This is a genomic window from Streptomyces sp. NPDC031049, from assembly GCF_055571015.1.
The window spans coordinates 324,237-351,066 of sequence record NZ_JBVIGC010000003.1; the positions used below are offsets into that span (position 1 = coordinate 324,237).

Consider the following 26,830-nt stretch of genomic DNA (forward strand, 5'->3'; position numbering starts at 1 on the left):
GCGATGTCCCTCTACGAAGCCACCCGGCAGGCCGAGGTGCCCACCGAGGTACGACGGGTCCTGCACGTCCCGGCCGGCGGCGGCAAGGCGACCTGGCTGTCCGGTGACGTCTACAGCGTCAAGGCGGGCGCGGCCGAGACCGGCGGCTCCATCGCCGTGCTGGAGGCGTCCGTCCCGCCCGGGGGCGGCCCGCCGCCGCACCGGCACGCCAACGAGGACGAGGCGTTCTACGTCCTCGACGGACAGCTGACGATCCGCGTCGGCGACAGCACGTACGAAGCGGCCACGGGCGACTTCGTCTTCGTACCCCGCGGCGTCGCGCACCACTTCCGCAATCACTCGCTGCACGCCGCGAAGCTGCTGCTCATCTTCACGCCGGGCGGCGTGGAGGACTTCTTCCTGGAGGCCGGCGTGGCTCCCACCCCGGGCGTGCCGGTGCCGGTGGAGGACCCGCCGGGGGTCGCGGAGGTGGGCACGCGGTACGGCGTGTCCCCGGCGAGTTTCGAAGAAGAAGGCTGAGCGCGCGCCGGCCGGCCCGGCCACAGCCCCGGCCGACCCACCGCCGGAGCACTGCGCCCGGGGCCGGAGCGCCGGCCGCCCCCGCCCTGTCGCCCCGCCCGCTCCGAGGGCCGCGTGCGCCCTCCGTTCCGGAGCGATCCCCCCTATAGAAAGGTTGTGACGGCCGTGCCCAAGGCCGTGTACGTCCTGGCCCTCGGCATCTTCGCCATGGTCACCAGCGAGTTCGTGGTGGCCGGTCTGATGCCCCAGATCTCCGAGGGCCTGGGCGCCACCATTCCCCAGGTCGGCTACCTGATCACCGCGTTCGCCGTGGCCATGGCCCTCGGCGGGCCGTTCCTGGCCACCGCCGTGCTCAAGCTGCCCCACAAGAGCGCCCTCATGGTCCTCTTCGCCGTCTTCCTGTCCGGCAACGTCCTCGCGGCGCTGTCGACCGACTACTGGACGATGGCCCTCGGACGGGTCATCACCGGTGTGGCCTCCTCCGCCTTCTTCGGCGTCTCGCTCTCGGTCGTCGCCGAGATCGCCAAGCCGGAGGTGCGCGGCAAGGCCATCGGCGCCGCCATGAACGGCTTGATGCTCGGCACCCTGCTCGGCCTGCCGATCTCCACCTTCGTCGGCGGCCAGTTCGGCTGGCGGGCCGCCTTCTGGGCGATCTCCGCGCTGACCGTGGTCGCGGCCCTCACGACGGTCGTCGGCGTCCCCTCCGTCCGGGCGGCCGAGGGTCATGCGGGCCCCTCCGTCAAGGAGGAGATGCGCGTCTTCAAGAACCCGCGCCTGTGGCTGGTGTTCTCCACCTCCACGCTGATCATCGGCGCCACCTTCTCCGCCTTCAGCTACTTCACGCCGATCCTCACCGAGCTCACCGGCTTCAGCGAGGGTGCCGTGCCGTGGCTGCTGGTCGCCTACGGCGCCGCGACCGTCGTCGGCAACTCCGTCGTGGGCCGGCTCGCCGACAAGCACACCATCGTCACCCAGCTCGCCGGGCTCGGCCTCAACGTCCTCTTCCTGGCCGGCTTCGCCCTCTTCGCCGAGGTCACCGTGCCCGCGCTGATCTTCATGATGGGCATCGGCCTCGTCGGCGTCACCATGAACCCCTGCATGATCACCCGCGTCCAGCGCACCGCCAACGCCCGCCCCCTGGTGAACACCGTGCACTCCTCGTTCATCACCTTCGGCATCGTCATCGGCTCCTGGCTCGGCGGCGTCGGCATCAACGCGTACGGACTGCGCGCCCCGCTGATCCTCGGCGTGGTGATGGCCTTCCTCGGCATCTTCACCCTCCTCCCCGACCTGCGGGCCGGAAAGGACAGCACCCCCGCCGCCGCCCCCGGTCAGCAGCACGCCGCGGTATGAGCGCGCCCCTCGCCCACCCCCCGCACAGAACAGGAAACAGTGTGACGACCACTCTCCACGGCCCGGCCCTGGTCACCGGCGGCTCGCGCGGCATCGGCGCCGAGATCGCCCGGACCCTCGCGGCCCACGGCGCCGACGTCGCCATCACCTACCGCTCCCGCAAGGACGAGGCCGAGGCGGTGGCCGAGCAGGTCCGGTCCCACGGCCGGCGCGCGCTGACCGTCGAGGCCGACGCCGCCGACGCGGACGCCATCCGCGCGGCCGTCGAGCAGGTCGTACGCCGGCTGGGCCCGATCCGGATCCTCGTCAACAACGCCGGTTACGCGGACATGAGCTGCCCGCCGCTGGCCGACGTGCCCCTGGACACCCTCGACCGCACGCTGGACATCAACGTGCGCGGCGCCTTCCTCACCGCCCAGGCCGCCACCGCGGCCATGCCCGAAGGCGGACGCGTCATCAACGTCGGCTCCTGCCTGGCCAGCCAGGTCCCGGCGCCCGGCTTCACCCCGTACGCCATGTCGAAGGCGGCGATCCACGGCCTGACCGTCGGCCTCGCCCGCGACCTGGGGCCGCGCTCCATCACCGTCAACCAGGTGGCGCCCGGCTCGATCGACACCGAGATGAACCCGGCCGACGGCCCGTCCGCCGACTTCCAGCGCGGCCAGAACATCTTCGGCCGCTACGGCACCGCTCCCGAGATCGCGAGTGCGGTGCTGTACCTCGCGAGCGAGGAGGCGTCCTTCGTCACCGGCACCACGCTGACCGTCGACGGCGGCGCCAACGCCTGACGCCGGCCCGCCCCTGACCGCCGGGGACGCCCCGGCCACCGGACCCCGCGTACGGCGTACCGCACACCCCACCCCGCGTACGGGCGCACGGGCGCACGAGCGCACCGCACCCCGCACCCCGCACCCCGCACCCCGCACCCCGCAAGGGAGGACGACATGTCCGCACCGCACCAGGACCGCCGGGGCCTCCGGACGGTTCCCACCGCCACCGCGGCGACCGGGATCGCCCGACCGGGCCGGGCCCTCCGGGACGGGCGCCACCCGGGGCCGCGCCCGCTCCACCCCGGCGGGTACGCCGAGGCCGGCCGCGTCCCGGCGGCCCTCCACACCACCACCGACGGCCGCCACGCGCCGATCGCTCACGCCCTGACGGGAGGACGGGAATGCAGGCGCTCCAGAGCCGCCACCTGACCATGATGGCGATGGGCGGAGCGGTCGGCACCGGCCTGTTCGTCGGTTCGGCGCAGACCATCCGGGCAGCCGGTCCGGCGGCGCTGATCAGCTACGCCCTGGCCGGCGCGCTGGTACTGCTCCTCATGCGCATGCTCGGCGAGATGGTCGCGGCCCGGCCGATGGCCGGGTCCTTCGCCGACTACGCCCGGCTCGCGCTCGGCGACTGGGCGGGTTTCACGGTCGGCTGGCTGTACTGGTACGCCTTCGTCGCGATCGTCGCCATCGAGGCGATCGCCGGCGGGCAGATCCTGCACGGCCTGCTGCCCCAGGCGCCCGCCTGGCTGTTCAGCCTGGTGCTGCTCGCCGCCCTGACGGCCGTGAACCTGCACTCCTCCCGGTGCTTCGGCGACGCGGAGTTCTGGTTCGCCCTCGTCAAGATCGCGGCGATCGTCGCCTTCCTCGCGCTGGGAACGGCGTACCTGCTGGGCGGTGGCGGCGCGCCCGGGCCGGACCGGTCGGGCCCGGCGAACCTCACCGCGTACGGCGGCTTCGCGCCCCACGGCTTCGGAGCCGTCCTCACCGCCACCGTCGGGGTGATCTTCGCCTTCGGCGGCACCGAGATCGTCGCCGTCGCCGCCGCCGAGTGCCCCGACCCGGCACGCGCCGTGGCCCGGGCGACCCGGCAGATCGTCTGGCGCATCCTCGTGTTCTTCCTCGGCTCGGTGCTGCTGGTGCTGATGATCGTGCCGTGGCCGGCGGTCTCCGGCGCCGAGAGCCCGTACGTGACCGCCCTGACCCGGATCGGGGTTCCCTTCGCCGGTACCGCGATGAGCGTGGTGATCCTCACCGCCCTGCTGTCGGTGCTCAACTCCACGCTGTACGCCTCCTCACGGATGCTCGCCACCCTGGCCGCGCACGGTGACGCGCCCCGCCGGGCCGCCCGCCCCCGGCCGGCCGTCCTGCTCGGCACGGTGGCCGGCTGCGCCGCCGTGGCCGCGCAGGCGGCCGTCCCCGAGCGGGTCTTCCCCTTCCTGCTCAACTCGACCGGCGCGGTGCTGATCCTCATGTACCTCGGGATCGCCGTCTCCCAACTGGTCCTGCGCCTCCGCGCCGAGCGCACCGGGCCCGAACGGCTGACGTTCCGGATGTGGGGATTCCCGTACGTGACCTGGTCCGTCATCCTCGCGCTGACGGCGGTCCTGCTGTCGATGCTGTTCACCGCGGACACCCGGCCGCAGTTGCTGATGAGCCTGGGCAGCCTGGGCGTGGTCCTGGCGGCGTGCGCGCTGAAGCACGGCAGAAGGGCGGCGGCCGCGACGACCGGGATACCCAACACGGTAAGGTAAGTGAACGGTGTTTCCGCGGGGGAAAACGACCACTCGCCGTGTGCTGGAGGAGGAGCCCCCGAATGCCGACCATGTCGCGCCGCGAACGCCTGCGGATGGAGACCACCGCCCAGATCAAGCAGGTGGCCCTCGAACTCCTCGCCGCCGGCGACGTCGCCGGGATCACCCTGCGCGGCATCGCCCGCGAGATGGGCATGACGGCCGCCGCCCTGTACGGCTACTTCGACACCCGGGACGACCTGCTCGCCACACTCGCGGCCGACACCTACAACCGTCTCGCCGACCAGCAGGAGGCCGCCCGCGACGCGCTCCCCGAGGACGCCACCGCCGCCCGGCTCCTCGCCGTCGCCGACACCTTCCGCGAGTGGGCCCGCACACACCCGGCGGAGTTCCGCCTCACCTACGGCGACAGCTCCCCGGGCTACGCCCCCACCGCCGACATCGTCGTCGCTGCCGCCCGCCGGTGCTGCATGATCCTCCTCGGCCTGGTCGACGCCGCGTGGCCGACCGCGCCCGACAGGCTCAAGCGGGCCGGGGCCGAGTGGGGCGACTTCGTCCCCTCCCTCGCCGACCTCGCCCGCGAGTGCTTCCCGCACCTGCCTCCGCAGGCACTGCTGGCCTCACTGCGCGTCTGGAGCCGCATGTACGGGCCGGTGGCACTGGAGGTCTACGGCCAGTTCGGCCCGCAGGCCAACGCCCGGCTCCTGTTCGAGGCGGAGATGGACTCGGCCCTCGACATGCTGGGCTTGGAAAAACCGGCGGAACGCTAGCCGCGAAGGTTCCTGACGGCCCGTCGGCTGCGACGTCCTCGTCCCGGCGCCCTCCGGTCGCGCGGAAGAGGAGATGCATGGCCCCCGCGGCCCGGTGCCGTCGCGGAGCCGGCCGCGGCGCTCGTCCCCCGGCTCGGAAGACTCCGTCCGAGCGATCTTCCGGCGCGCGTGAGCACCTGTGACCACCCCGCGGGAAGGATCGGCCCCGGGCACGGTGCCGATCCCGACGCCGATCACCCCGACGCAGGTCAGATCGATTCTGCCCGTAAGAACGAGAGTGGGGCGGGTGGGACTCGAACCCACGGCCGACGGATTATGAGTCCGCTGCTCTAACCGGCTGAGCTACCGCCCCATAGCGGCGTGTCGCGTACATGTGTGCGCGCCGTCTGCCGCAGCATAGCCGCTCATACGATCTCCTGCCTCGGATGGTCGGCTTCCACGGCACCTTCCTGACCTTGAGGACTCCGCCGCGGTCCGTCCGGTTCCCGCAGGTCGGGCCGGACATGAAAAAGGACCCCGGAGGGTCCTCGTTCAGCATGCTCCCCCGACTGGACTCGAACCAGTAACCTGCCGGTTAACAGCCGGCTGCTCTGCCAATTGAGCTACGGAGGACCGAGCTCCCCGGACTGGACTCGAACCAGTAACCTGCCGGTTAACAGCCGGCTGCTCTGCCAATTGAGCTACCGAGGAATGTCTCGATGCATCGGACGTACCTCCCTGGGTATCCGCCAGGGGGCGCGCGCTCGCTGCGACACATACATTAGCGCAAGCAGGGGGGTGCTCCGCCAATCGGTACCTCCCCGGCACCGTAGACAGGCAAGGGAAGGGTGGCTGCCATGCGTTACCGGCTCACGTTCGTCGTCGGACTCGCCGTGGGATACGTCCTGGGCACCAGGGCCGGGCGCGAGCGCTACGAGCAGCTGCGGAAGGCCGCCCGTCAGGTGGCGCAGAACCCGGCCGTCCGCAACACCGCCGAGTCCGCCGCCCAGCAGGGCCGCCACTACGCGGACAAGGCCTACCACGTGGTCAGCGACAAGGTCGGCGACCGCATGCCCGACTCGGTCGCCCAGCGCGTCCGCACCCTGCGCGAGCGTTCCGCCAACGGCAGCGGAAGCGACGACTGGGGCACCAGCAACACCTGACCGCACCCCCGCGGCGCCCACGGGCCGAGCCGGGCGCCGCGATACGGCAGAATTTTCGCCATGGGGATAGTCGCCGGGCTGGACAGCTCACCCGATTTCACTCGCATCGTCGTCTGTGACTCGGACACGGGCGCCGTATTGCGGCAGGGCTACGCGCCGCACCCTTCGCACCCCCCGGAGGGAACCGGCGCTCGCCCCTCCGACGTCGACCCGCAGGCGTGGCTGCTGTCGCTGGGCGAGGCGGCCGGCGGCGGGCTGCTGGAGGGCGTGCAGGCCATCGGCGTGTCGGCGCAGTCCGGCGCGGTCGTGCCGCTGGACACCCAGGGCGGCACCGTGCGGCCCGCCATGGTGGGCGCCGACAAGCGGGCCCAGGTCGCCGCCGCCGATCTGATCGACGCGCTCGGCGGGCGCGAGGCCTGGGCGCAGGCCGTGGGCTGTGTGCCGCAGGCCGCGCAGCCGGTGACCAAGCTGCGCTGGCTCGCGCGGACCGAACCGGAGGCCGCCGCGCGCACGGCCGTTCTGCTCCAGGCCCACGACTGGCTGGTGTGGCAGCTGCTCGGGCGGCCGGTCAGGCGGACCACGGACCGGGGCGGGGCCTCCGGGACCGGGTACTGGTCGGCGGCGACCGGCGGCTACCGGCCCGATCTGGTGGAGCTGGCCCTCGGCCACCAGGCGATGCTGCCGGAGGTGATCGGCCCGGCCGACGCGGCGGGCACCACACCGGAGGGGCTGCTGATCTCCGCCGGGACCGGCGAGACCCAGGCCGCGGCGTTCGGGCTGGGCATCGGGCTGGGCGACGCGGTGGTGTCGCTCGGCGCCTCGGGTTCGGTCATGGCCGTGCATCCCGAGGCCCTCGTCGACCACACCGGCATGATCACCTCCCTCGCCGACGCCACCGGCATGCACCTGCCCGTCGTCACCACCCTGAACGCCGTACGGGCCCTGCGCGGGACCGCCGAGCTGCTCGGGGTGCCGGATCTGGAGAGCCTGTCCGAGCTGGCGATGAAGTCGACGCCGGGGGCGCACGGGCTGGTGCTGCTCCCCTATCTGGAGGGCGAGCGGACCCCGCACCTTCCGCACACCGCCGGGACACTGGCGGGTCTGCGGCGGGAGTCGATGAAGCCGGAGCACCTGGCGCGGGCGGCGTTCGAGGGCATGCTGTGCGGGCTCGCCGACGCCCTGGACGTGCTGCGCGGCCGGGGCGTGGAGGTGCGGCGGATCTTCCTGCTGGGCCCGGCGGCCGAACTGCCGGCCGTGCAGGCGGCGGCCCCCTCGCTGTTCGGGGTGCAGGTGGTCGTACCGCAGCCCGCGGACTACGCGGCGGTCGGTGCCGCCCGGCAGGCGGCGTGGGCGCTCGGGGCGTCGCAGGGCACGCTCGACGCGCGGACTCCGCCGGCCTGGCAGGGCGCGGTGGCGCAGGTGCTGGAGCCGGGCGAGGAACTGGCGGTCGGTCAGGCGGTGCGCCAGCAGTTCGTGTCGGTGCGGGAGCAGACCCATCCGGGGGCGTTCCGTCCGTAGGGGCCGGGCGGTGGCCCTGTTGGGTTAATCGGTTGAGGTAACACCGGTGGAGTGCCCGACGATAGGGGCCAGGGGCAACCAACCGTCCCCGCCCCTGTCGCCGATCCCGAGAGACCAGTGTGCTCATACGACTGCTGAGGGCCCATCTCGGGCCCTACAGAAAACCCATCGCCCTGGTGGTGGCGCTTCAGTTCCTCCAGACCTGCGCCACCCTCTACCTGCCGACGCTGAACGCGGACATCATCGACCGGGGTGTCGTGCTCGGCGACACCGGCTACATCCTGGGCCACGGCGCCCTGATGATCGTCATCTCGCTGGCCCAGGTCGTCTGCAACGTCGGGGCCGTGTACTACGGCGCCCGTACGGCGGCGGCGCTCGGCCGGGACGTGCGCGCCGCCGTCTTCGACCGGGTGCAGTCCTTCTCCGCGCGTGAGGTCGGACACTTCGGCGCCCCCTCGCTCATCACGCGGACCACGAACGACGTCCAGCAGGTGCAGATGCTCGCGCTGATGACGTTCACGCTGATGGTGTCGGCGCCCATCATGTGCGTCGGCGGCGTGGTGCTGGCGCTGGGCCTGGACGTGCCGCTGTCCGGGGTGCTGGTCGCGGTCGTGCCCGTGCTGGGCGTGTGCGTGACGCTGATCGTGCGGCGGCTGCGCCCGCTGTTCCGGGCCATGCAGGAGCGCCTGGACACGGTGAACCGGGTGCTGCGCGAGCAGATCACCGGCAACCGCGTCATCCGCGCCTTCGTCCGCGACGAGTACGAGCAGCAGCGGTTCCGCAGGGCCAACGCCGATCTGACCGAGGTGGCGCTGGGCGCCGGGAACCTGCTGGCGCTGATGTTCCCGGTGGTCATGACGGTGGTGAACCTGTCGTCGATCGCGGTGGTGTGGTTCGGCGCCCACCGGATCGCGAGCGGCGGGATGCAGATCGGCGACCTGACCGCGTTCCTCGCCTATCTGATGCAGATCGTCATGTCCGTGATGATGGCCACCTTCATGTTCATGATGGTGCCGCGCGCCGAGGTGTGCGCCGAGCGCATCCAGGAGGTGCTGGACACCGAGAGCAGCGTGGTGCCGCCGGTGGCGCCGGTCACGGAGCTGCGGCGGCACGGGCATCTGGAGATCCGCGGCGCCGGGTTCCGCTACCCCGGCGCCGAGGAGCCGGTGCTCCGGAACATCGACCTGGTGGCACGGCCCGGCGAGACCACCGCCGTGATCGGCTCGACCGGCAGCGGCAAGTCCACGCTGCTCGGGCTGGTCCCCCGGCTGTTCGACGCCACCGACGGCGAGGTGCTGGTCGACGGCACGGACGTACGGACGCTGGACCCGCGGCTGCTGGCGCGCACCGTCGGGCTGGTGCCGCAGAAGCCGTACCTCTTCGCCGGCACCGTCGCCACCAATCTGCGCTACGGCAACCCGGACGCCACGGACGAGGAGCTGTGGCACGCGCTGGAGGTGGCGCAGGCCAAGGACTTCGTACAACGGCTGGACGGCGGTCTCGACGCGCCGGTCGCGCAGGGCGGGACGAACGTCTCCGGCGGCCAGCGGCAGCGACTGGCGATCGCGCGGACGCTGGTGCAGCGCCCCGAGATCTACCTCTTCGACGACTCCTTCTCCGCCCTCGACTACGCCACCGACGCCGCCCTGCGCGCGGCGCTCGCCGCGGAGACCGCCGAGGCGACCGTCGTCATCGTCGCCCAGCGGGTGGCGACCATCCGGGACGCCGACCGGATCGTGGTCCTGGACGAGGGCCGGGTCGTCGGCACCGGCCGGCACCAGGAGCTGATGGCGGGCAACGACACCTACCGGGAGATCGTGCTCTCCCAGCTGACGGAAGCGGAGGCTGCCTGATGGCCGGGCCCGCGGCGCGGATGATGGCCGGGGGCGGCCCGGACCAGCGGTCGATGGACTTCACCGGGTCCGGCAAGCGGCTGATCGCCCAGTTCCGGCCGGAGCGGCTGACGATCGGGCTGCTCCTGCTGTGCGTGGTGATCAGCGTCGGGCTGAACGTGATCGGGCCGAAGATCCTCGGCCACGCCACCGACCTGGTCTTCGCGGGCATCGTCGGACGGGACATGCCCGCCGGTGCGACGAAGGAGCAGGTGCTCCAGTCGATGCGGGAGCGCGGTGACGGGGACGTCGCCGACATGCTGCGCAGCACCGACTTCGTCCCGGGCGAGGGCATCGACTTCGGCGCGGTCGGTCACGTCCTGCTGCTGGCACTGGGCACGTTCGCGGTGGCCGGACTGCTGATGGCGGTGGCCACCCGGCTGGTGAACCGGGCGGTCAACCGGACCATGTTCCGGCTGCGCGAGGGCGTGCAGACGAAGCTGTCGCGGCTGCCGCTGTCGTACTTCGACAAGCGGCAGCGCGGCGAGGTGCTGTCCCGGGCGACGAACGACATCGACAACATCGGGCAGACGCTCCAGCAGTCGATGGGCCAGCTCATCAACTCGGTGCTGACGATCATCGGCGTGCTGGCGATGATGTTCTACGTCTCCTGGATCCTGGCGCTGGTCGCGCTGGTGACCGTGCCGCTGTCGTTCGTCGTCGCCACGCGCGTGGGCAAGCGGTCGCAGCCGCACTTCGTGCAGCAGTGGCGCTCGACCGGCACGCTGAACGCGCACATCGAGGAGATGTACACCGGGCACACGCTGGTGAAGGTGTTCGGCCGGCAGGAGGAGTCGGCGCGGCAGTTCACCGAGCAGAACCGTGCGCTGTACGAGGCCGGGTTCCGCGCGCAGTTCAACAGCGGGATCATGCAGCCGCTGATGATGTTCGTCTCCAACCTGAACTACGTGCTGGTCGCGGTGGTCGGCGGGCTGCGGGTGGCGTCGGGTTCGCTGTCCATCGGTGATGTGCAGGCCTTCATCCAGTACTCCCGGCAGTTCTCCATGCCGCTGACGCAGGTCGCCTCGATGGCGAACCTGGTGCAGTCCGGGGTGGCCTCCGCCGAGCGGATCTTCGAGCTGCTGGACGCCGAGGAGCAGGAGGCCGACCCGGTGCCTTCCGAGCGGCCGGCCGAGCTGCGCGGGCGGGTGGCGCTGGAGCACGTGTCGTTCCGGTACGACCCGGAGAGGCCGCTGATCGAGGATCTGTCGCTGACGGTGGAGCCGGGTCACACGGTCGCCATCGTCGGGCCGACGGGGGCGGGGAAGACCACGCTGGTCAATCTGCTGATGCGGTTCTACGAGGTGTCCGGCGGGCGGATCACGCTGGACGGGGTGGACATCGCGAGGATGTCCCGGGACGAGCTGCGGGCCCAGATCGGCATGGTGCTCCAGGACACCTGGCTGTTCGGCGGCACGATCGCGGAGAACATCGCGTACGGGGCGTCCCGCGAGGTCACGCGGGGCGAGATCGAGGAGGCGGCGCGGGCGGCGCACGCCGACCGGTTCATCCGGACGCTGCCCGAGGGGTACGACACCGTGATCGACGACGAGGGGACGGGGGTCAGCGCCGGTGAGAAGCAGCTCATCACCATCGCGCGGGCGTTCCTGTCCGATCCGGTGATCCTGGTGCTGGACGAGGCGACGAGTTCCGTGGACACGCGGACGGAGGTGCTGATCCAGAAGGCGATGGCGAAGCTGGCGGCCGGGAGGACGTCGTTCGTGATCGCGCACCGGCTGTCGACGATCCGGGACGCGGACACGATCCTGGTGATGGAGAACGGCTCCATCGTCGAGCAGGGGTCGCATCAGGTGCTGCTCGCCTCCGGCGGGGCGTACGCGCGGCTGTACCGGGCGCAGTTCGCGGAGGCGGTGGCCGAGGTCGACTGAGGGTCGTGCCCGGCGTCGGGGTGCCCCCTTCCGGGGGAGGCACCCCGATGTCAGTCCAGGTAGCCCCTCAGCTGGTCCGCGAAGGTGTGGTCCCTCAGCTTGTTGAGGGTCTTGGACTCGATCTGGCGGATGCGTTCACGGGTGACGCCGAAGATGCGGCCTATCTCCTCCAGTGTGCGCGGGCGGCCGTCGACCAGGCCGTAGCGGAGCTGGACGACCTTGCGTTCGCGTTCGCCGAGGGTGGAGAGCACGGCCTCCAGGTGCTCGCGCAGCAGCAGGAACGCCGCCGACTCCACAGGGCTGGCGGCGTCGCCGTCCTCGATGAGGTCGCCGAGCGCGACGTCGTCCTCCTCGCCGACGGGGGCGTGCAGGGAGACGGGCTCCTGGGCGAGGCGCAGCACCTCGCTGACCCGTTCCGGAAGCAGGTCGAGATGGGCGGCGACCTCTTCCGGGGTCGGTTCGTAGCCGCGCTCCTGGAGCATGCGGCGCTGGACGCGGACCACCCGGTTGATCAGCTCGACGACGTGCACGGGGACGCGGATGGTGCGGGCCTGATCGGCGAGCGCACGGGACATGGCCTGGCGGATCCACCAGGTGGCGTACGTGGAGAACTTGAAGCCGCGGGCGTAGTCGAACTTCTCGACCGCCCTGATCAGGCCGAGGTTGCCCTCCTGCACCAGGTCGAGCATGGTCAGCCCGCGCCCGACGTAGCGCTTGGCGACGGAGACGACGAGCCGCAGGTTGGCCTCGATCAGGCGGCGTTTGGCGACCCGGCCCATGACGACGAGCCGGTCGAGGTCATGGGCGAGCCGGCTGTCCAGGTCGGGGGTGCTGCTCAGCTTCTCCTCGGCGAACAGGCCGGCCTCCACCTGCCGGGCGAGTTCGACCTCCTCGGCCGCGGTGAGCAGGGGGATGCGGCCGATCTCGCGGAGGTACTGGCGGAACAGGTCCGAGGAGGGGCCGCCGGTCTCGGCACGGGCGGGCGGCAGCTCGACGGGCTCGGGCTCCAGGGCTTCCACCGGTTCACCGGCGGGTTCGTCCACCCGTCCGTCCGCAGGGTCGTCCGCCGGGTCGCCGGCCGGCCCCTCGGCCGGCCGGAGCGCCTCGGGCGGTTCGAACGTCTCGGGCGGTTCCAGCGCCTCGGCCTGCGGTTCGTCCGGCCGGTGGTGCGGGTGGTGCACGGCCCGGTTCCGCGGGGGCCCGGCGACGAGGACGCCGGCCTCGCCGTCCGGCTCCGGGCCGTCGGTACTGATGTCGGCGTGGGTGAGGGTCTGGGTCTGCACGGGGGCGACCTCCAGGATGATCGCTGCCAGGGCGTACGGCAGCGGTTCTTCGGGGGCGGAGTCGGCGGCCTCGCCGCTGTCCGTCCCATTCGCGATGAGCGGAACCGCGGGAGTGTCGGACCCGTGGGGGACGGGTCGGCCGCGCTCCGAGGACTCAGGCACCGGAACCCAGTGTGGGGTACGACACATCGCCGCCACGAGGGGCGTGCGGTGACTTTTTGCGTCCGGTCCGTGACCGCGCGGTTACCCGGGGCGTCCCCGCCCGCCGGCCGGCCGGGGCGTCCGGCCCGCCGGGCGACGGCTCACAGGGCGGCGGCCCCGTGCTCCCGCAGCGCCTGGTCGTACTGCTGGAGGACCCACAACTCGTTCTGCACGGCGGCCAGTCGGGCGGCGTCGCCGTCGGCGGAGAGGCGGGTCAGCTGGCTCTGGACGTCGCGGACGCGGCGCTCGACGGCGCGGCGGCGGACGGTGACCAGCTGGGCTCCGGCGTAGACCTCGTCGACCTCGCGGCGCAGCATGATCGCCTCGACGGCGAGTTCGGTGACCATGGCGCGGACGGCGTCGTCCGGGGCGGCCTCGCGGACGCGGACCAGGTAGTCCTGCGGGTCGGCGACGCCCGCCTCGGCGCCGCCGGCCTCCAGGATGGCCTGGCGGACGGCCGCGTACGGCGGGGCGGTGAACTCGTCGACGCCGTACGCGTCGAAGGCCGGGGAGACCAGCTCCGGACGCTGGAGGGCGAGCTTGAGCAGCTCGCGTTCGGTGGCGTAGACGGGGTTGCGGAGGTTGAGGGCCGGGCCGCGCGGGGCGGAGGCGGCGGGCGCGGCGGCGTACTGCTGGGGGCCGGTGCGGTGCCGGCGGTCGGGCGCGGGACCCTTGCCGCCGCGTTCGCGGGCCCAGCGGGCGAGCTGGGCGACGCGCTTGACCACGAACTGGGTGTCGAGGATGCCGAGCATGCCCGCGAGCTGCACGGCGACCTCGTGCTGGGCGCCGCTGTTCTTGATCCGGGCGACGACCGGGGCCGCCTCGTCCAGGGCCGCCGCGCGGCCGGCCGGGGTGTCCAGGTCGTAGCGGCCCACGATCTGGCGCAGGGCGAACTCGAACAGCGGGGTGCGCGGCTCGACCAGGTCGGCGACCGCCTCGTCGCCCTTGGCCAGCCGCAGGTCGCAGGGGTCCATGCCGTCGGGGGCGATGGCGATGTAGGTCTCGGCGGCGAACTTCTGGTCGTCCTCGAAGGCGCGCAGGGCGGCCTTCTGGCCGGCGGCGTCCCCGTCGAAGGTGAAGATCACCCGGGCGCTGCCGTTGTCCATCAGCAGCCGGCGCAGGATCTTGATGTGCTCGCCGCCGAATGCGGTGCCGCAGGTGGCGATGGCGGTGGTGACGCCGGCCAGGTGGCAGGCCATCACGTCCGTGTAGCCCTCGACCACCACCGCGCGGCTGGTCTTGGCGATGTCCTTCTTGGCCAGGTCGATGCCGTAGAGGACCTGGGACTTGCGGTAGATGGCGGTCTCGGGGGTGTTCAGGTACTTCGGGCCGTTGTCCGCGTCGTAGAGCTTGCGGGCGCCGAAGCCGACGACGTCGCCGCCGATGTCGCGGACGGGCCACATCAGCCGGCCGCGGAAGCGGTCGATGGGGCCGCGGCGGCCCTCCTGGGAGAGCCCGGAGAGGATCAGCTCCTTGTCGCTGAAGCCCTTGCCGCGCAGGTAGCGGGTGAGGTGGTCCCAGCCCTGGGGGCTGTAGCCGACGCCGAAGTGGACGGCGGCGGCCTGGTCGAAGCCGCGCTCGGCGAGGAAGACCCGGCCGGTCTCCGCCTCGGGGCTGGTGGCGAGCTGTTCCGCGTACCACTCCGCGGCGATCTTGTGGGCCTCGACCAGGCGGATCCGTTCGCCGCGCTGGTGGGCGGGGTTGTACCCGCCCTCCTCGTAGCGCAGGGTGATGCCGGCCTGGCCGGCCAGGCGCTCGACCGCCTCCGAGAAGGTGAGGTGGTCGATCTTCATCACGAACGTGATGGTGTCGCCGCCCTCCTGGCAGCCGAAGCAGTGGAACAGTCCCTTGCCGGGGCTGACCTGGAAGGACGGTGACTTCTCGTCGTGGAACGGGCACAGCCCCTTGAGGTTGCCGCCGCCCGCGTTGCGCAGCTGGAGGTACTCGGACACCACGGCGTCGATCGGGACCGCGTCCCGTACCGCCTTCACGTCCTCGTCGTTGATCCGTCCTGCCACGCGTGAATTCTACGGGGGTCCGCCGACAGCCCCGGCCCCGGTCCGACGCTCAGGGGACGAGGCTTTCGAGCGGAACGTGCGGGTTCGCCAGGGCCTCGGCGTCCACCTGGGCCCCCGCGCGGATGAGCTGCTGGATCGGCTCCGTGACGTCCCACACGTTCACGTTCATCCCGGCGAGCACCCGGCCCTCCTTCACCCAGAAGGCGATGAACTCGCGCTTGGCGGCGTCGCCGCGGATCACCACCTGGTCGTAGGAGCCCGGCGGTGCCCAGCCGGAGTACTCCATGCCCAGGTCGTACTGGTCGGAGAAGAAGTAGGGCACGCGGTCGTAGACCACGTCCCGCCCCAGCATCGCGCGGGCCGCGGCGGGGCCGCCGTTGAGGGCGTTGGCCCAGTGCTCCACGCGCAGCCGGGTCTCGAACAGGGCGTGGTGGAAGGAGGCCGCGTCGCCGGCCGCGTGGATGTCGGGGTCGGAGGTGCGCAGCCGGGCGTCGACGACGACGCCGCCGCCCTGGGCGCGGTCGGCGATCTCCAGGCCGGCGGCCTCGGCGAGCGAGGTGCGCGGGGCGGCGCCGATCGCGGCGAGCACGGCGTGCGCCGGGTGCTCCTCGCCGTCGTCGGTGCGGGCGGCGAGGACGACGCCGTCCTGGCCGACGATCTCGGTGAGCCTCACGCCGAAGTGGAAGCGGACGCCGTGCGCCTGGTGCAGCTCGGCGAAGACGCCGCCCAGTTCGGGTCCGAGGACGCCGTGCAGCGGGGTCGGGGACGGCTCGACGACGGTGACCTCGGCGCCGTACTCGCGGGCCGCCGCCGCGACCTCCAGGCCGATCCAGCCGGCGCCGGCGATCAGCAGGTGGCCGTTGTCCCGGCCCAGGGCGGTCAGGACGCCCTTGAGGCGTTCGGCGTGGGCGAGGCGGCGCAGGTGGTGCACGCCGGCCAGGTCGGTGCCGGGGACGTCGAGGCGGCGGGGCTCGGCGCCGGTGGCCAGCAGCAGCTTGTCGTAGCGGATGCGGGTGCCGTCGTCGCCGTAGTGGACGGTCCTGGCGTCGCGGTCGATCTCGACGACCGTCTGGCCGAGGTGCAGCTCGATGTCGTGGCGCGCGTACCAGGCGGGCTCGTGCACGAAGACGCTGTCCCGCTCCTCCTTGCCGAGGAGGTAGCCCTTGGACAGGGGCGGGCGTTCGTAGGGGTGGTCGCGCTCGTCGCAGACGAGGATCACCCGGCCGGTGAAGCCCTCCGTGCGGAGCGTCTCGGCGGCCTTGGCACCGGCCAGGCCTCCTCCGACGATGACGAATGTCTGATCCGCGTCGACCACGTGTTTGCCTCCTCGTCGGAATGCCGCCACATGCGAGCGTCCCGCACGGAGCGGGCTGCGGGAAGGGGGAGTGGCCCGATCAGGTCAGTCTTCCGGGTGCCCCGTCAGACGGGCGTGAAGCGAGCGGGCGGAGCTGTCGGTGAGGGACGCGATCTGGTCGACGATCACCCGTTTGCGGGCGCGGTCGTCGCCCGCCCGGTCGAACAGGGCGCGGAACTGCGGGTCCAGGCCGTCGGGGGCGCGGGCGGTGAGCGCCTCGGCGAGTCCGGCGACGACGATCCGCTGGTCGGCGCGGAGCCGTTCCTGTTCGGCGCGCTGCATGACGTACCGGTCGGCGACGGCCTTGAGGACGGCGCACTCCATGCGGGTCCCGCGCGGCACGACCAGTTCGGCGCCGTACCGGGTGAGCCGTCCGCCGCCGTACGCCGCGCGCGTGGCGGCCTCGGCGGCCAGGCAGAACCGGCCGATGAGCTGACTGGTGGCGTCCTTCAGCCGGGCCTGCGCGATCGCGGAACCGTCGTAGCCGTGCGGCCACCACTCCTGGGCGAGGAGCCGGTCGAGGGCGGCGGCGAGTTCGGCCGGATCGGTGCCGGCGGGGACGTAGCGGCCGATCGCGACCTCGAAGACCGCGTCCCGCTCGGGGTCGGCGAGCAGGCAGTTGGGGTCGATGTGGCCGGCGTGCAGACCGTCCTCGACGTCGTGCACGGAGTACGCCACGTCGTCGGACCAGTCCATGACCTGGGCCTCGAAGCAGGTGCGGGTGCCGGGGGCGTCCTCGCGGACCCACGTGAAGACGGGCAGGTCGTCCTCGTACACCCCGAACTTCGGCGAGGACGGGTCGGTGGGGTGGGCGCCGCGCGGCCACGGGTACTTGGTGGCGGCGTCCAGGGCGGCGCGGGTGAGGTTGAGGCCGACGGAGCCCTGGGCGGTGAAGCGCTTGGGCTCGATGCGGGTGAGGAGTCTCAGGGACTGGGCGTTGCCCTCGAAACCGCCGCAGTCCTCGGCGAACTCGTTCAGCGCCTGTTCGCCGTTGTGGCCGAAGGGCGGGTGGCCGAGGTCGTGCGCCAGGCAGGCGGTCTCCACCAGGTCGGGGTCGCAGCCGAGGGCGGCGCCCAGTTCGCGGCCGACCTGGGCGCATTCGAGGCTGTGCGTGAGGCGGGTGCGGGGGCTGGCGTCCCAGGCCGGGCCCCGGCCGGCCGTGTCGGGGGTGACGACCTGGGTCTTGCCGGCGAGGCGGCGCAGCGCCGCGGAGTGCAGGACGCGGGCGCGGTCGCGCTGGAAGGCGGTGCGTCCGGGGCGTTTGTCCGGCTCGGGTGCCCAGCGGGCGGCTGCCGCCGGGTCGTAGCCGGCGGGCGGCGGGGCGTGGTGTTCGGGGGCGGTGTCTGTGTTGGTGCCTTCCATGGGGCCGACAGTAAGCGCCATCGCGTCTGCCGGGGGACTCTTAGCGGGCGAGTGCGGGTGGTTCGTGGTTGAGCGCGCCCCGCGGCGGAGCCGCGGATGGACACGGCCCCGCGCCCCTGAGAGGCGTCGTCCGCACCGTTTCTTCGTAGCGCAGCGCGATCAGGCGGGCCATGGCCGGGTGGGTGCCCAGGGGGGCCGAGGTGAGCCATGGGGACGCTGCCGCGCACTCCGTCGCGAAGCGGCCGGGGGCCGTGAAGTAGGAGGCGACCGCCGTTCGGGGGCGGCCCTGGGCGGTCAGGGAGGCGATCGCCTCCGGGACCGTCGGGGTCGCGGCCGAGGCGTAGGCCGGGAGGACCGGGACGCCCAGGCGGGCGGCGAGGAGGTGGGCGGTGCGGGTGGTGTCGGTGCGGGAGTCCGGGTCGCGGGAGCCGGCGGCGGCCAGGACGACGGCGCTCTCCTCGCGCGGGGCGCCGGCGGGCCAGCCGGCCTGGGTCAGACGGTCGTGCAGGGCGTCCACGAGGAGGGGGTGCGGGCCGAGCGGGGCGGCCACGCGCGTGCGTACCGGTGCGACCGCGGCCATCTCCGGGATGTCCTGTTTGACGTGGTAGCCGCGGCTGAGGAGCAGCGGGACGAGGACCGCCTCGCGCTCGCCGAGGGCGGTGAGGGTGTCCGGGAGCAGGGGCTCGTTCAGCTCGATGTGCCCCAGGTGTACGGGCAGGCCGGGGCGCAGGGCGCGGACCCGGTCCAGCAGGGCGCGGACGGTGCGCAGGGCGCGTGGGTCGCGGCTGCCGTGCGCGACGACGACCAGGGCGGGGGGAGCTGTCATGCAGCGATGGTGTCCGCCGGACGTTGCCGCCCCGTTGCGCGGGTGTCACGGGAATTTTCCGGTGCTTCACACGACGGGGGCCGATCCCGTGATCCGGGATGAGCCGCGGATGCGCCTGAGGCGGTGAACCGTACGGCCGTGTCGGGCGTCCCTGACTGTCGGGGAACGACCGGGAAAGACCGGGGATGACCAGGAACGATCGATGGGGGCGCGCGATGCGTCGTTGGAGACCGGGCAGGCCGCGCCTGCCGAAGCCGCCGCGCACGCGTGCGGGGCAGCGGCGGCTGGTGCAGGCCGTGATGGCCGTCTGTGTGCTGGCGCTGCTGCCGGCGGCCTGGCTGCGGCTGGTGGCCGACGGCCGGCTCCACTCCACGGCCGACGTGCCGCGCACCGACGTCGCCGTGGTCTTCGGTGCCGGACTGTGGGACGGGGAGCCGTCGCCGTACCTGGCGCACCGGCTGGACGCGGCGGCCGAGCTGTACCGGACCGGGAGGGTGAAGGTGGTACTGGTCACCGGGGACAACAGCCGGAAGGAGTACGACGAGCCGGACGCGATGCGCGGCTACCTGGTCCGGCACGGGGTGCCCGACGGGCGGATCGTCAGCGACTACGCGGGATTCGACACGTGGGACTCCTGCGTCCGGGCGCGGAAGATCTTCGGGGTGGAACGGGCGGTACTGATCAGCCAGGACTTCCACATCCGGCGGGCGGTGGCGCTGTGCGAGCAGGCCGGGGTGGCCTCGTACGGCGTCGGGGTCGCCGCCGTACACGATGTGACCTGGTACTACGGGGGCGCGCGGGAGGTGCTGGCAGCGGGCAAGGCGGCGCTGGACGCCGTGTTCGAGCCCGATCCGCGGTTCCTCGGGCCGCGGGAGCCCGGGGTGGCGCGGGCGCTGGCCGGCGATGGCTGACCGGCAGGGCCGGCCCACTCGGCGGACCGGCGCCTCACGGCCGGCGGACCGCTGCGGGGAGGTCGCCGTCCCGGCGGTGTAACAAGGAGCCGCCCGGACGCGTAACACGCGCGGCGCACTGTGGGTGACATGCAGAAACCCGTGACGCCGACGCCCACGCACTGCCCGTACTGCGCCTTGCAGTGCGGGATGAACCTGACGCCCGCCGCCGGCGGGACCGTCGAGGTGACCGAGCGTACGGACTTCCCGGTGAACCGGGGCGCGCTGTGCGGCAAGGGCCGTACGGCGCCCGAGGTGCTGTCCTCCCGGGTGCGGCTGACCTCCCCGCTGATGCGGGACGGCGACGGCGCGCTGGTGCCGGCGAGCTGGCCGGAGGCGCTGGACCGGATCGCCGCGAACCTCGCCGGGGTGCGCGGTGCGCACGGGGCGGACGCGGTCGGCGTGTTCGGCGGGGGCGGCCTGACCAACGAGAAGGCGTACGCGCTGGGCAAGTTCGCCCGCGTGGTGCTGGGAACCTCGCAGATCGACTACAACGGGCGGTTCTGCATGTCGTCGGCCGCGGCGGCCGGGACCAGGGCGTTCGGGCTCGACCGGGGGCTGCCGTTCCCGCTGGAGGACATCCCGCGGACCGGGTGCGTGATCCTGGTCGGCTCGAACCTCGCCGAGACCATGCCGCCGTCGCTGCGCTTCTTCCACGAGCTGAAGGAGAACGGCGGCACGCTGATCGTCGTCGACCCGCGCCGTACGAAGACGGCCGAGCAGGCCGATCTGCACCTCGCGCCCCGCCCCGGCACCGACCTCGCGCTCGCCTTGGGGCTGCTGCACCTGGTCGTCGCCGAGGGCCGGGTGGACGAGGCGTACGTCGAGGAGCGCACCTCCGGCTGGGAGGAGGCGCGGGCGGCGGCGATGGCGCACTGGCCGGAGTACGTGGAGCGGATCACGGGGGTGTCCGTGCCGCAGCTGCGGGAGGCGGTGCGGATGTTCTGCGCGCCGGAGCACGCCATGGTGCTCACCGCGCGCGGGCCGGAGCAGCAGTCCAAGGGGACGGACACGGTGGGCGCGTGGATCAACCTGTGCCTGGCGACGGGGCGGGCCGGACGGCCCCTGTCGGGGTACGGCTGCCTGACCGGGCAGGGCAACGGGCAGGGCGGGCGCGAACACGGGCAGAAGGCCGACCAGTTGCCCGGCTACCGCAAGCTGGACGACCCGGCGGCGCGGCGGCACGTGGCCGAGGTGTGGGGCGTGGACCCGGACTCGCTGCCGGGGCCGGGGCGCAGCGCCTACGAGCTGCTCGACGCGCTCGGCACGGACATCCGGTCGCTGCTGCTGATGGGCTCCAACCCGGTGGTGTCGGCGCCGCGCGCGGCGCATGTCGAGGAACGTCTCAGGTCGCTGGAGTTCCTGGCCGTGTGCGACGTGGTGCTGTCGGAGACGGCGGCGCTGGCGGACGTGGTGCTGCCGGTCACCCAGTGGGCGGAGGAGACGGGGACCACGACCAGCCTGGAGGGGCGGGTGCTGCTGCGGCGCCGGGCGCTCACCCCGCCCGAGGGGGTGCGCAGCGACCTGGAGGTGCTGCACGAGCTGGCCGCGCGGCTCGGCGGCGGGCGGGGGCTGGAGAAGGGCTTCCCGACCGACCCCGAGGAGGTCTTCGAGGAGCTGCGCCGGGCGAGCGCGGGCGGGCTCGCGGACTACTCCGGGATCACCTACCGGCGGCTGGCGGAGGAGAACGGCGTGTTCTGGCCGTGCCCGGCGACGACGCGGGGCCCGGATGCGGGCGACGCGGAGGACGCCTGGCTGGACGTGGTGCCGGACGACCCGGCGCGGGAGGAGACGCCCGTGCCGGCGGGCACCCACCCCGGCACGCCCCGGCTCTTCCTCGACCGGTTCGCCACCGAGGACGGCCGGGCCCGCTTCGTGCCGGTCGTGCACCGCCCGGCCGCGGAGGAGCCGGACGACGAGTACCCGGTGCTGCTGACCACCGGCCGGGTCGTGGCGCAGTACCAGTCCGGTGCCCAGACCCGGCGCGTCGACGAGCTGAACGCCGCCGCGCCCGGCCCGTTCGTGGAGCTGCACCCGCGGCTGGCGGCGCGGCTCGGCGCGGCCGAGGGCGATCCGGTGGCCGTCGTCTCCCGGCGGGGGCGGGCCGTGGCGCCGGCCCGGATCACCGCCGGCATCCGGCCCGACACCGTCTTCATGCCGTTCCACTGGCCGGGCGAGGGCCGCGCCAACTCGCTGACCAACCCGGCCCTGGACCCCACCTCGCGGATGCCGGAGTTCAAGGTGTGCGCGGTGCGGGTCGAGACGGTGGAACCGGCGCAGCCCGTGCCCCCGTCACCCCGTCACCCCGTGACCCCGTGACCCCGTAGCGCCGCGGGCGGCCCCTCGGCGCCGCGTCAGGCCCCCGTCGGGCACCACGCCCCGCCCTCGATGCGGCGGCCCCGGGCGCGCAGGCGGGCGGCGACGGCGGGTGCGGCGACGTACACCCAGGCGCGCACGGGACGTCCGTCGCGGTCGCGTACGACGTCCCTCGCCACCCGTTCGTAGAGGTTGCGCGGGTCGCCCGGCACGTACCCCTCCAGCCGGTCGAGGGCGGCGAGCAGGCCGGCGTAGGCCTCCGGCGTCGCGGTCACCAGCTCCCCGGTGACCCGGCCGTCCGGGTCCTCGACGGCGTACGGGTAGCCGGGCCCCTCGTACAGCACGGCGCCGGGCAGGAGGGCCGGTTCCTCGGCGCGGGTGCGCCCACGCAGGAACAGGGCGTGGTTGGAGCCGCCCGGGCGGAGGGTGCCGTAGACGAAGAACGGCAGTCGCACAGCTTCCACGAAGGTCATTCTCTCCCCTCGGGCCCCCCGCCCGTCCCTCTCCTATCCCCTCATGATCTCCACGCGAGCGCCATGGACATGGCAGGTCGGGGGCCCCTTGAATCGAGGGCACCCCCCACCCCCTCCCCGACTCCCCCACGCGCCCGCCGGCGCCTCCCCCAAGGAGAGCGATGAGCCGAATACGGCCCGTACGAGGTTCCCGTCCCGCCACGGCCGGCCTCGCCGCCACCACCGCGACCCTGCTGGTCGCCGCCCTCTCCCCCACCGCGCAGGCGGCCGAGGGGCCCACCCGCGCCGAAGCCGTCGGCAACGCGTCGGCCGTGCTCGCCGAGCACGCCGCGAGCCTGGGGCTGACGGGTCCTCAGAAGACCTGGGTCCGTGACGTGGTGGTCGACCCGGACGGCACCCAGCACGTCCGCTACGACCGGACCTACCGCGGACTGCCCGTCCTCGGCGGCGACTTCGTGGTCCACCTGGCGCCCGACGGCACCCTGCGCGGCGCGGACCGGGCGTCACGGCAGCCGCTCTCGCTGCCGACGGTGACCCCGCGGCTGGCCGCCCCGAAGGCCGCCGGCCTGGCCGCGGACCTGCTGCGCGCCGCGCACCCGGGCCAGTTGCTGAAGCGGCTGACCGCCAAGCCGGAGCTGGTCGTCGACGCCCTGCACGGCGCACCCCGGCTGGCCTGGCGCACCCACGCGGTGGCCCTGGACCCCGCCGGCAACCCGGTCGCCCGCACCCTGCTGACCGACGCGGGCACCGGCGCCCGGATCGACGCCTGGGACAGCCTGGAGTCGGCCTCGGGCGACGGCCGGTCCCTCTACAGCGGGACGGTGCCGCTGACCACGACGCGGACCGGGTCGGGCTATGCGCTGAAGGACCCGGCGCGCGGCGACACGTACACCGGCGACGCGGCGAACCAGACCGACCTGTGCATCCTGACGATCTGCCTGAGCCGGGCGCCCTCGACGGTGTTCACCGACGCCGACAACCACTGGGGCACGGGCACGGAGTCCGACCGCGCCACGGCCGCGGTGGACGCGCAGTACGGCACGGGCGTCACCTGGGACTACTACGAGAAGACGCACGGGCGCCGCGGCGTCGCGAACGACGGCAAGGGCTCCTACAGCCGGGTGCACTACGGCACCCGGTACAACAACGCCTTCTGGGACGACACCTGCTCCTGCATGACGTACGGCGACGGCGACGGCACGACGTTCGGCCCGCTGGTGTCGCTGGACGTCACCGGGCACGAGATGTCGCACGGCGTGACCTCGAAGACGGCGGCGCTGACCTACTCGGGCGAGTCCGGCGGCCTGAACGAGGCCACGTCGGACATCTTCGGCACCCTGGTGGAGTTCCACGCCGCCAACCCGGACGACCCCGGTGACTGGCTGGTCGGCGAGAAGGTGGTCCGCCCCGGGTTCGGCCGGGAGTGGCTGCGCCGCATGGACGAGCCGAGCCGGGACGGCAGTTCGGCCGACTGCTGGAGCACGTCGGTCGGCGACCTCGACGTCCACTACTCCTCCGGCGTCGGCAACCACTTCGCCTACCTGCTGGCCGAGGGCAGCGGGGCGAAGACGGTGGGCGGCGTGCGGCACTCCTCGCCGACGTGCGACGGCTCCACGGTGACCGGGATCGGCAAGGAGAAGCTGGGGGCGATCTGGTACCGGGCGCTGACCGTCTACATGACCTCCTCCACCGACTACGCGGGCGCCCGTACGGCGACCCTGAAGGCGGCCGAGGACCTCTACGGCTCCGGCAGCGCGGAGCGCGACGCGGTCGCGGCGGCCTGGAGCGCGGTGAACGTGGGCTGACCGCACGGCCGAGGCCCGTAGGCCGGCTCCACTCCCGGCCGGGAGTGGAGCCGGCCTACGCCGTGTCAGGCGGCGTACGGCTGCCGCTCCCTGGCGTCCCGCAGGGCCCGGCCCCACCAGACCAGCTGGTCCAGCATCGTCTTGACCGCCGCCTCCGCTCCGGAGGGGTCCTTCAGCCGGCCCGCGTCGTCGAAGGACGCGCCCGCGTTGTGGAAGGAGACGGTGTCCCGGATCGTGACGGCGTGCAGCTCGGCGAAGACCTGGCGCAGATGCTCGGTGGCGCGCAGGCCGCCGGACAGGCCGCCGTAGGAGACGAGGGCGACGGGCTTGGCCCGCCACTCGCCGTAGTGCCAGTCGATGAGGTTCTTCAGCCCCGCCGGGTACGAGTGGTTGTACTCCGGGGTGAGCACGACGAACGCGTCGGCGGCGGCCAGCTTCGGGGTCACGTCCGCCAGCGCCGCGGTCGCCTCGGGGCTCCGGGCGAAGCTCGTGGGCAGGTCGGCGCCGGCCACATCCACGACCCGGGGGACCAGGTCCGGGCGGGCGCGGACGCGGTCCAGCAGCCAGTCGGCGACGACGGGGCCGAAGCGGCCGTGGCGGTTGCTGCCGACGACGAGGGTCACGTCGAGGGGTGAGGTCTCGGTGTTCATGCGGACCAGCCTCATACCTCAACCTTTGTCGAGGTCAAGCCGCCGGCCCGGCGGGGTCCGCCGCGTGCGGCGGTCACCCGTTCACCCGTCGCGCCATGGGCCCTTCGAGTACTTTTCCGCCGGGCACCCCCGCACCTCGGTGACCTGCCGAAACGGCGTGCCGGGCACGGCACGCACCAGCCCCGCGCCACCCGTTCACCTCATTCCTGACGGTTCCTCAGGAAGCGGTCCACGGGCGGTGCGTCTTTCCTCGGTAGGGCAGGGCCACCGAGGAGCGCAAGGAGCATCGATGCGACGTACCGCCCGCCTGCTGACCGGTACCGCTCTCGCCGTCGCCGCCGCGGGCCTGGCCGCCGCGCCCGCGTACGGCGCCGCAGCGGAGAGGGGCGGTCTGGACGTGTTCCCGTCCTCGGTCGTCCCCGGCGACCGGGCCACGGTGACCACCACGGCGTGCGGCGACGCCGGGACCGCCGCGGGCGACGCCAGCGCGGTGGGCGCCGGCGCCTTCACGATCACGCCGAGCGCGCACGAGGGCGAGTCGATCGGGCAGTTCCGGGTGCCGCCGAGCGCGCAGCCGGGGACGTACGAGATCGTCGCCACCTGCGCCGAGGGCGGGCGGAAGGTGGCGGGCGACCTGGTGGTGACGCTGACGTCCGCGCGCGGACAGGTGGCTCCCCGAGGAAGCGTGAAGACGGGGGTCGGCGGCGCTCTGGGCCCCGACCCCGTGCAGACCGCGGCCGGCGTGGCGGCTCTCGCCGTCGCCGCCGCGGGCGGTACCTGGCTCCTGCATCGCCGGGCGAGAGGCGACGGGATCTGACGGGCACCCTCCGCTGTCCGTCCGCCGGTACCGCACTTCCCCACCCCCTCCGGGTCCGACGCCCCTCGCGGCCCGGAGGGGGCCGGGGAGCCCGATCGGAGAGAGGTCGCCATGCGCAGGGTCGGCAACACCGCCATAGCGGCCGTCACCGTGCTCGCCCTCTGCTCCGGGGCGTGGCTGCTGCGCGACGGCGCCGAGAGCGGGCCGCCGCAGCCCTCCGCCGCCGAGGCCCGCGCCGGGAAGACCCCGCAGGTGCCCGCGGCACCGGCGCTGGCGCCCTCGCCGCCGAACCGCATCCGCATCCCGGCGATCCGCGTGGACGCCCCGCTGACCGGTCTGGGCCTGACCCCGAGCGGCAGCCTTCAGGTGCCGCCGGCCGGGGACGACAACCTCGCCGGCTGGTACGAGGCCGGCACCACCCCCGGTGAACGGGGCACCGCGATCGTCGCCGGGCACGTCGACAACGCCGACGGCCCGGCCGTCTTCTACCGGCTCGGCGCGCTGAAGCGGGGCAGCACCATCGAGGTGGACCGGCTGGACGGCTCCGCGGCGGTGTTCACGGTGTCCGCGGTCGAGGTCTACGACGCGCGGGACTTCCCCGACGAGAAGGTCTACGGCCCGGCGAAACGCCCCGAACTGCGGGTCATCACCTGCGGCGGCGGCTACTCACGCGCCACCGGCTACCAGGGCAACGTCGTCGTCTTCGCCCATCTGACGGGCTCCCGGTGAGCCCCCCGCGCCCGCCGTGACGGGCGTGGCGGCGGGCGGCCTGACGGCCATGGCAGCGGGCGCGGCGGCCGGTGGCGGCTCGCCCAGGACGTTCACCTTCCCCCAGGCGCCGAGCGGCTCGAGCGCCGCGTTCAGGGCGACGCCGCGCGGGGTCAGGGAGTACTCCACGCGCGGCGGCACCTCGTCGTGGCTCTCGCGGTGCACGACGCCGTCCGCCTCCAGTTCGCGCAGCTGGGCGGCGAGCACCTTCTCCGTCACACCGGGCAGCTCCCGGCGCAGCTCGCCGAAGCGGTGGGGCCGCCGGCCCAGCGCCCACAGGATCAGCACCTTCCACTTCCCGCCGATCACGTCCATCGCCGCGTCGATCCCGCAGACGTACGCTCCCGGCCGCCGTAGCGCCCTCATGGCCCGACTCCCGTCTCTCCTGCCTGCACGC

At 73.4% G+C, this 26,830-nt stretch carries 22 protein-coding genes and 3 tRNA genes; 14 read left to right on the forward strand and 11 right to left on the reverse strand.

All coding sequences use genetic code 11. The features are described 5' to 3' along the window. Window positions 1-3: 3 nt before the first annotated feature. From ACZ45Q_RS07135 to ACZ45Q_RS07155, 5 genes are all read left to right on the forward strand, one after another. Window positions 4-519, forward strand: coding sequence for a cupin domain-containing protein (locus ACZ45Q_RS07135; RefSeq protein ID WP_468256127.1), 516 nt, complete (start codon window positions 4-6; stop codon window positions 517-519). 165 nt (window positions 520-684) lie between these two features. Further along, entirely contained in the window at window positions 685-1,872 is a 1,188-nt protein-coding gene (locus ACZ45Q_RS07140) for an MFS transporter (protein WP_468256483.1), read from the forward strand. 41 nt (window positions 1,873-1,913) lie between these two features. Next, complete coding sequence (locus tag ACZ45Q_RS07145; RefSeq protein ID WP_468256130.1) at window positions 1,914-2,660, forward strand: SDR family NAD(P)-dependent oxidoreductase; 747 nt, start codon at window positions 1,914-1,916, stop codon at window positions 2,658-2,660. 383 nt (window positions 2,661-3,043) lie between these two features. Beyond that, window positions 3,044-4,399 carry an amino acid permease gene (locus ACZ45Q_RS07150; protein ID WP_468256133.1) on the forward strand — a complete coding sequence of 452 codons (1,356 nt, stop codon included), beginning with the start codon at window positions 3,044-3,046 and terminating at the stop codon, window positions 4,397-4,399. Window positions 4,400-4,461: 62 nt separating this feature from the next. Further along, window positions 4,462-5,169, forward strand: coding sequence for a TetR/AcrR family transcriptional regulator (locus tag ACZ45Q_RS07155; RefSeq protein ID WP_468256136.1), 708 nt, complete (start codon window positions 4,462-4,464; stop codon window positions 5,167-5,169). Window positions 5,170-5,447: 278 nt separating this feature from the next. Here the strand turns inward: ACZ45Q_RS07155 and ACZ45Q_RS07160 are convergent. The 3 genes from ACZ45Q_RS07160 to ACZ45Q_RS07170 all read right to left on the reverse strand — a co-directional run bounded on the left by ACZ45Q_RS07160 (window position 5,448) and on the right by ACZ45Q_RS07170 (window position 5,859). After that, a tRNA-Ile gene (locus ACZ45Q_RS07160) sits at window positions 5,448-5,521 on the reverse strand. 187 nt (window positions 5,522-5,708) lie between these two features. After that, window positions 5,709-5,781 (reverse strand) — tRNA-Asn (locus ACZ45Q_RS07165). Between the two features lie 5 nt (window positions 5,782-5,786). Then, window positions 5,787-5,859, reverse strand: a tRNA-Asn gene (locus ACZ45Q_RS07170). 146 nt (window positions 5,860-6,005) lie between these two features. Here ACZ45Q_RS07170 and ACZ45Q_RS07175 point away from each other — a divergent pair. The 4 genes from ACZ45Q_RS07175 to ACZ45Q_RS07190 all read left to right on the forward strand — a co-directional run bounded on the left by ACZ45Q_RS07175 (window position 6,006) and on the right by ACZ45Q_RS07190 (window position 11,610). Beyond that, a complete protein-coding gene (locus ACZ45Q_RS07175; protein ID WP_468256139.1) occupies window positions 6,006-6,311 on the forward strand; it encodes a YtxH domain-containing protein in 306 nt (101 codons plus the stop codon). Between the two features lie 60 nt (window positions 6,312-6,371). Beyond that, on the forward strand, window positions 6,372-7,829 hold the full coding sequence (locus ACZ45Q_RS07180; protein ID WP_468256142.1) for a xylulokinase: 1,458 nt from the start codon (window positions 6,372-6,374) through the stop codon (window positions 7,827-7,829). A 119-nt stretch (window positions 7,830-7,948) separates the two neighbouring features. Then, window positions 7,949-9,682, forward strand: coding sequence for an ABC transporter ATP-binding protein (locus ACZ45Q_RS07185; protein ID WP_468256145.1), 1,734 nt, complete (start codon window positions 7,949-7,951; stop codon window positions 9,680-9,682). Next, window positions 9,682-11,610, forward strand: a complete 1,929-nt coding sequence (locus ACZ45Q_RS07190; protein WP_468256148.1) for an ABC transporter ATP-binding protein — start codon at window positions 9,682-9,684, stop codon at window positions 11,608-11,610. Before ACZ45Q_RS07185 ends, ACZ45Q_RS07190 begins: the two co-directional genes overlap by 1 nt. A gap of 50 nt (window positions 11,611-11,660) precedes the next feature. Here the strand turns inward: ACZ45Q_RS07190 and ACZ45Q_RS07195 are convergent, their stop codons facing one another. The 5 genes from ACZ45Q_RS07195 to ACZ45Q_RS07215 form a co-directional block, all read right to left on the reverse strand. Further along, on the reverse strand, window positions 11,661-13,055 hold the full coding sequence (locus tag ACZ45Q_RS07195) for an RNA polymerase sigma factor (RefSeq protein ID WP_468256151.1): 1,395 nt from the start codon (window positions 13,053-13,055) through the stop codon (window positions 11,661-11,663). 140 nt (window positions 13,056-13,195) lie between these two features. After that, window positions 13,196-15,112: a DNA primase gene (gene dnaG, locus ACZ45Q_RS07200; RefSeq protein ID WP_468256154.1), complete on the reverse strand. Its 1,917-nt coding sequence runs from the start codon at window positions 15,110-15,112 to the stop codon at window positions 13,196-13,198. Window positions 15,113-15,161: 49 nt separating this feature from the next. Next, window positions 15,162-16,427 (reverse strand): NAD(P)/FAD-dependent oxidoreductase, encoded by a 1,266-nt coding sequence (locus ACZ45Q_RS07205; protein ID WP_468256157.1) that lies wholly within the window; start codon window positions 16,425-16,427, stop codon window positions 15,162-15,164. An 84-nt stretch (window positions 16,428-16,511) separates the two neighbouring features. Continuing rightward, the gene (locus ACZ45Q_RS07210; protein WP_468256160.1) at window positions 16,512-17,828 is read right to left on the reverse strand and encodes a deoxyguanosinetriphosphate triphosphohydrolase; all 1,317 of its coding nucleotides are present in this window, start codon (window positions 17,826-17,828) and stop codon (window positions 16,512-16,514) included. Between the two features lie 40 nt (window positions 17,829-17,868). Further along, window positions 17,869-18,654, reverse strand: coding sequence for a sirohydrochlorin chelatase (locus tag ACZ45Q_RS07215; RefSeq protein ID WP_468256163.1), 786 nt, complete (start codon window positions 18,652-18,654; stop codon window positions 17,869-17,871). Between the two features lie 215 nt (window positions 18,655-18,869). Between ACZ45Q_RS07215 and ACZ45Q_RS07220 the strand changes: the two genes are divergently transcribed. Both ACZ45Q_RS07220 and ACZ45Q_RS07225 read left to right on the forward strand, forming a co-directional pair. Then, the gene (locus tag ACZ45Q_RS07220) at window positions 18,870-19,565 is read left to right on the forward strand and encodes a SanA/YdcF family protein (RefSeq protein ID WP_468256166.1); all 696 of its coding nucleotides are present in this window, start codon (window positions 18,870-18,872) and stop codon (window positions 19,563-19,565) included. Between the two features lie 129 nt (window positions 19,566-19,694). Further along, entirely contained in the window at window positions 19,695-21,923 is a 2,229-nt protein-coding gene (locus tag ACZ45Q_RS07225) for a molybdopterin oxidoreductase family protein (protein WP_468256170.1), read from the forward strand. Window positions 21,924-21,958: 35 nt separating this feature from the next. Here ACZ45Q_RS07225 and ACZ45Q_RS07230 read toward each other — a convergent pair whose 3' ends face one another. Further along, window positions 21,959-22,375 (reverse strand): gamma-glutamylcyclotransferase family protein, encoded by a 417-nt coding sequence (locus ACZ45Q_RS07230; protein ID WP_468256486.1) that lies wholly within the window; start codon window positions 22,373-22,375, stop codon window positions 21,959-21,961. Between the two features lie 179 nt (window positions 22,376-22,554). Between ACZ45Q_RS07230 and ACZ45Q_RS07235 the strand changes: the two genes are divergently transcribed. Beyond that, window positions 22,555-24,198 (forward strand): M4 family metallopeptidase, encoded by a 1,644-nt coding sequence (locus tag ACZ45Q_RS07235; RefSeq protein ID WP_468256173.1) that lies wholly within the window; start codon window positions 22,555-22,557, stop codon window positions 24,196-24,198. Window positions 24,199-24,263: 65 nt separating this feature from the next. Here the strand turns inward: ACZ45Q_RS07235 and ACZ45Q_RS07240 are convergent, their stop codons facing one another. Further along, window positions 24,264-24,848, reverse strand: a complete 585-nt coding sequence (locus tag ACZ45Q_RS07240; RefSeq protein WP_468256176.1) for an NADPH-dependent FMN reductase — start codon at window positions 24,846-24,848, stop codon at window positions 24,264-24,266. Between the two features lie 289 nt (window positions 24,849-25,137). Between ACZ45Q_RS07240 and ACZ45Q_RS07245 the strand changes: the two genes are divergently transcribed. Together ACZ45Q_RS07245 and ACZ45Q_RS07250 are read left to right on the forward strand one after the other, a co-directional pair. Next, entirely contained in the window at window positions 25,138-25,665 is a 528-nt protein-coding gene (locus tag ACZ45Q_RS07245) for a hypothetical protein (RefSeq protein WP_468256179.1), read from the forward strand. Window positions 25,666-25,776: 111 nt separating this feature from the next. Further along, a complete protein-coding gene (locus ACZ45Q_RS07250; RefSeq protein WP_468256182.1) occupies window positions 25,777-26,394 on the forward strand; it encodes a class F sortase in 618 nt (205 codons plus the stop codon). Here ACZ45Q_RS07250 and ACZ45Q_RS07255 read toward each other — a convergent pair. Next, window positions 26,332-26,799 (reverse strand): winged helix-turn-helix transcriptional regulator, encoded by a 468-nt coding sequence (locus ACZ45Q_RS07255; RefSeq protein ID WP_468256185.1) that lies wholly within the window; start codon window positions 26,797-26,799, stop codon window positions 26,332-26,334. The genes ACZ45Q_RS07250 and ACZ45Q_RS07255 overlap by 63 nt on opposite strands. Window positions 26,800-26,830: the final 31 nt, after the last annotated feature.